Source organism: Citrobacter sp. wls826 (genome assembly GCF_005281245.1).
GTDB lineage: Bacteria > Pseudomonadota > Gammaproteobacteria > Enterobacterales > Enterobacteriaceae > Citrobacter > Citrobacter braakii.
The window spans coordinates 165,252-168,654 of the sequence record NZ_SZWS01000053.1; the positions used below are offsets into that span (position 1 = coordinate 165,252).

The window sequence follows — 3,403 nt, forward strand, 5'->3', positions numbered from 1 at the left end:
TTCCTGATAAAAGAGATTCACCGTTTTCAACCAGTTACGGGCGATTTCATCCCCTAGATGGTCGTCGCCGTAAAGTTTGAAACCTTGGATCGCCATCCACTGCAGCGGCGCCCAGCCGTTGGGTTTATCCCATTGCTCACCCGTTTCATGCTCCGTGGCTAAAATCCCTCCGGGGGTTAGCAGGCGACTGCGGACCGCATTGGCAAGTCGGTCGGCTTGTTCATGTGTTGCCATGCCGACATACAGCGGCACAATACTGGCGGCAGAGAACAGGGCCATTTGTTCGCGCCGCCAGTCGTAATCGCGATAGCAGCCGTTTTCATCGTCCCAAAGATAGCGATTCACCGCATCGCGGCGGTCATTGGCTTTCTGGCGAAACTGCGCTTCAGTGTCTTTGTCGCCTTTCAGTGCGGAAATATTGGCGATAGTGCTCTCCAGCTTGTAGAGGAACGCGTTCAGGTCAATAGGGATGAACTGAGTGGTGCGTATGCTGGCAAGACGGCCTGCATCGCGTAGCCAGCGCGAGGAGTAATCCCAGCCGGAGGCCGCGCCCGCGCGCAAATCCCGATACACTTCATTGGGTGGGCGACCCGAATGCTTGGCGGTCTCGACGTCTTCAAGCCACGACTCATCGCGCGGCGTATCACGATCGTCCCAATAGCGGTTGAGCAGGGAGCCGTCCGACATTCTGATCACGTGACGGTAGGCCTGGTTGAGTACCAGGGAATCTGCGCCATCCATCCAGAACGCGTACTCCATTTTTAGATGATCAAGGTAACGACGCGCGCCGCGTACGCCATCCTCTTCAAACAGTTCGACCATTAGCGCAAAGACCGGCGGCTGCGAGCGACTCAGGTAGTAAGTACGGTTACCGTTCGGGATATGACCATAGTTTTCAATCATCCAGGCAAAGTTATCCGCCATACATTTCAGCAGATCTTCGCGACCGCTCTCCGCCAGACCCAGCATGGTGAAGTAGGAATCCCAGTAGTAGGTTTCACTAAAACGCCCGCCGGGCACAATATATGACTGCGGTAACGCCAGCAGCGAGGACCAGGGAATGTGGTCCTGTGGTTCGCGCGTCAGCACTGGCCACAGTTGATCGATATGCTCTTTCAGCGAATTTGCCGGGTCAGAAACATATTCACTGGAGGGCGTTTCCGGGAGCCAGAAGTGGTTCTCGACGAAGCGTCGCAGATCAAAGTCGCGGTGGCGTTTAACCTTGCGATAGCGGATCAAAATATCCAGCGGATCCATTTTCGGCGCACAGTCGGGGAAGGTTTTGCTATCGGCAAACAGTTTCGACGACTGAACGTGTTCGAACAGCTCGAGGTAACGATCGGCGGGAGTTAACGCATCTGAGGCGGGTAACCCTTCAATCATCTCTGGTTCAGGCTCCGCCTCAATCATTTCATCCAGCTTTAACTCGCACGGATCCATTTCATAAAGCAGATCGATGTCGATCGTCATTTCTTCAGAAGGGGCGTGGGGTAGTTTCTGGTTGAGCATAATGCGAAAGACCTCCGATGGACGTTGAAAGATTAAGGCTATTGCCCGCTCGTCAATTAAGCGTAGACATTCGCTTCGGTATCTGGTGAGTAAAGCGTGCGGTCGATCACATTTTAGTGCTGCGCAATATCCAAAAAATAAATCTATCCCAATGAAAATAATGAATAATTCCGAATTCTGCACAACCCGAGGATATTCCATTTTCAGAACATTCGATTGCAACGAGGTGTGAACACAACCTGGTAACGTTTAACTCTATAATAGGCACAGGCTATTCTATCGATAGTTCTCCTCCATGTAATTGCTTGATACTTATCAAAATAGTAATCCCCTCATTTCCTATGATGGTCAGGTCTGACAAAGACTGTCTATTAATTATTCTAATTTTCTGGGTCACAATAACTCACAACGGTGAGGGTAAAATAATGAAAATCATTACCCGTCTTACCGTGATTGCCATAGCTGGCGTCGCGATTTGTTATTTTGGATTATCCGGTTATGTGTGGTATCACGATAATCAACGGAGTAAACAGGCTGATGTTCAGGCCTCTACGCTGGAAGAAAATAATAAAGTACTAGGGTTCTTACGTGAAAAAGGATGCGATTATTGTCACACTCCTTCGGCTGAATTACCTTTCTATTCTTCTTTTCCCGTCGCTAAGCAGTTGATGAATTACGATATTCAACTGGGATACAAATCATTCAATCTGGAGGCCGTTCGTGCGGCGCTGGTCGCGGATAAACCCGTTTCGCAAAGCGATCTGAATAAAATTGAGTGGGTGATGCAGTACGACACCATGCCGCCGACGCGTTATACCGCATTGCACTGGGCTGGCAAAGTAAGCGATACGGAGCGAGCAGAGATCCTGGGCTGGATTGCGAAACAGCGTGAGCAGTACTACGCCAGTAACGATACTGCCACGCAGCATCGTAATGAACCTGTACAGCCGATACCGGAAAGCATTCCGACCGATGCCCGCAAAGTAGCGCTTGGTTTTACGCTTTACCATGACCCGCGTATTTCCGGCGACAGCACGATTTCTTGTGCGCACTGTCACGCCCTGAATGCGGGCGGCGTGGATGGCCGGAAAACGTCAATCGGTGTAGGCGGCGCGGTTGGCCCTATCAATGCGCCAACGGTATTTAACTCGGTCTTTAACGTTGAGCAATTCTGGGATGGCCGTGCGCCAACATTGCAGGCGCAGGCCGGTGGTCCACCGTTGAACCCTATCGAAATGGCGTCTAAATCCTGGGATGAAATTATCCAGAAACTGGACAAGGATCCGCAACTTAAGCAAGAGTTCATTGCAGTTTATCCGCAGGGATTCAGTGGGGATAATATTACCGATGCGATTGCTGAGTTTGAGAAAACGCTGATTACGCCAAATTCGCCGTTTGATAAATGGCTGCGTGGTGATGAAGCGGCCTTAACCGCTCAGCAAAAACATGGCTATCAGTTGTTTAAAGATAATAAGTGCGCGACCTGTCATGGCGGTATTATTTTAGGCGGACGTTCATTTGAGCCATTGGGTCTGAAAAAGGACTTTAATTTCGGCGAGGTCACTGCTGCAGATATTGGCCGCATGAACGTCACCAATGAATTACGTGACAAGCTGCGTCAGAAAGTCCCTGGATTGCGTAACGTTGCGCTGACTGCGCCTTATTTCCATCGCGGTGATGTGCCTACGCTCGACGGCGCGGTAAAACTGATGCTGCGTTATCAGGTGGGTAAAGAACTGCCGCAGGAAGATATCGACGATATCGTGGCATTCCTCGAAAGCCTTAATGGGGTATATACACCGTATATGCAGGGTAAATAATTTCTCTGTGGTCCAGATTCGGACGTAAAAAAACCGACTTCACGTCGGTTTTTTTACGCTTCAGCCCGAGTTGG

At 50.4% G+C, this 3,403-nt stretch carries 2 protein-coding genes; one reads left to right on the top strand and one right to left on the bottom strand.

From position 1 onward, the window contains the following. On the bottom strand, positions 1-1,509 hold a 1,509-nt coding region (locus tag FDW87_RS13230; protein WP_252363162.1), incomplete at its 3' end, for an alpha,alpha-trehalase. 425 nt (positions 1,510-1,934) lie between these two features. On the opposite strand from FDW87_RS13230, the gene FDW87_RS13235 reads away from it, so the two are divergent. After that, positions 1,935-3,329: a cytochrome-c peroxidase gene (locus tag FDW87_RS13235; RefSeq protein WP_016154884.1), complete on the top strand. Its 1,395-nt coding sequence runs from the start codon at positions 1,935-1,937 to the stop codon at positions 3,327-3,329. Positions 3,330-3,403: the final 74 nt, after the last annotated feature.

Excerpts from the sequence above, each read along its gene's own strand:
- FDW87_RS13235 (WP_016154884.1), top strand. The coding sequence starts at position 1,935 with ATGAAAATCATTACCCGTCTTACCGTGATTGCCATAGCTGGCGTCGCG.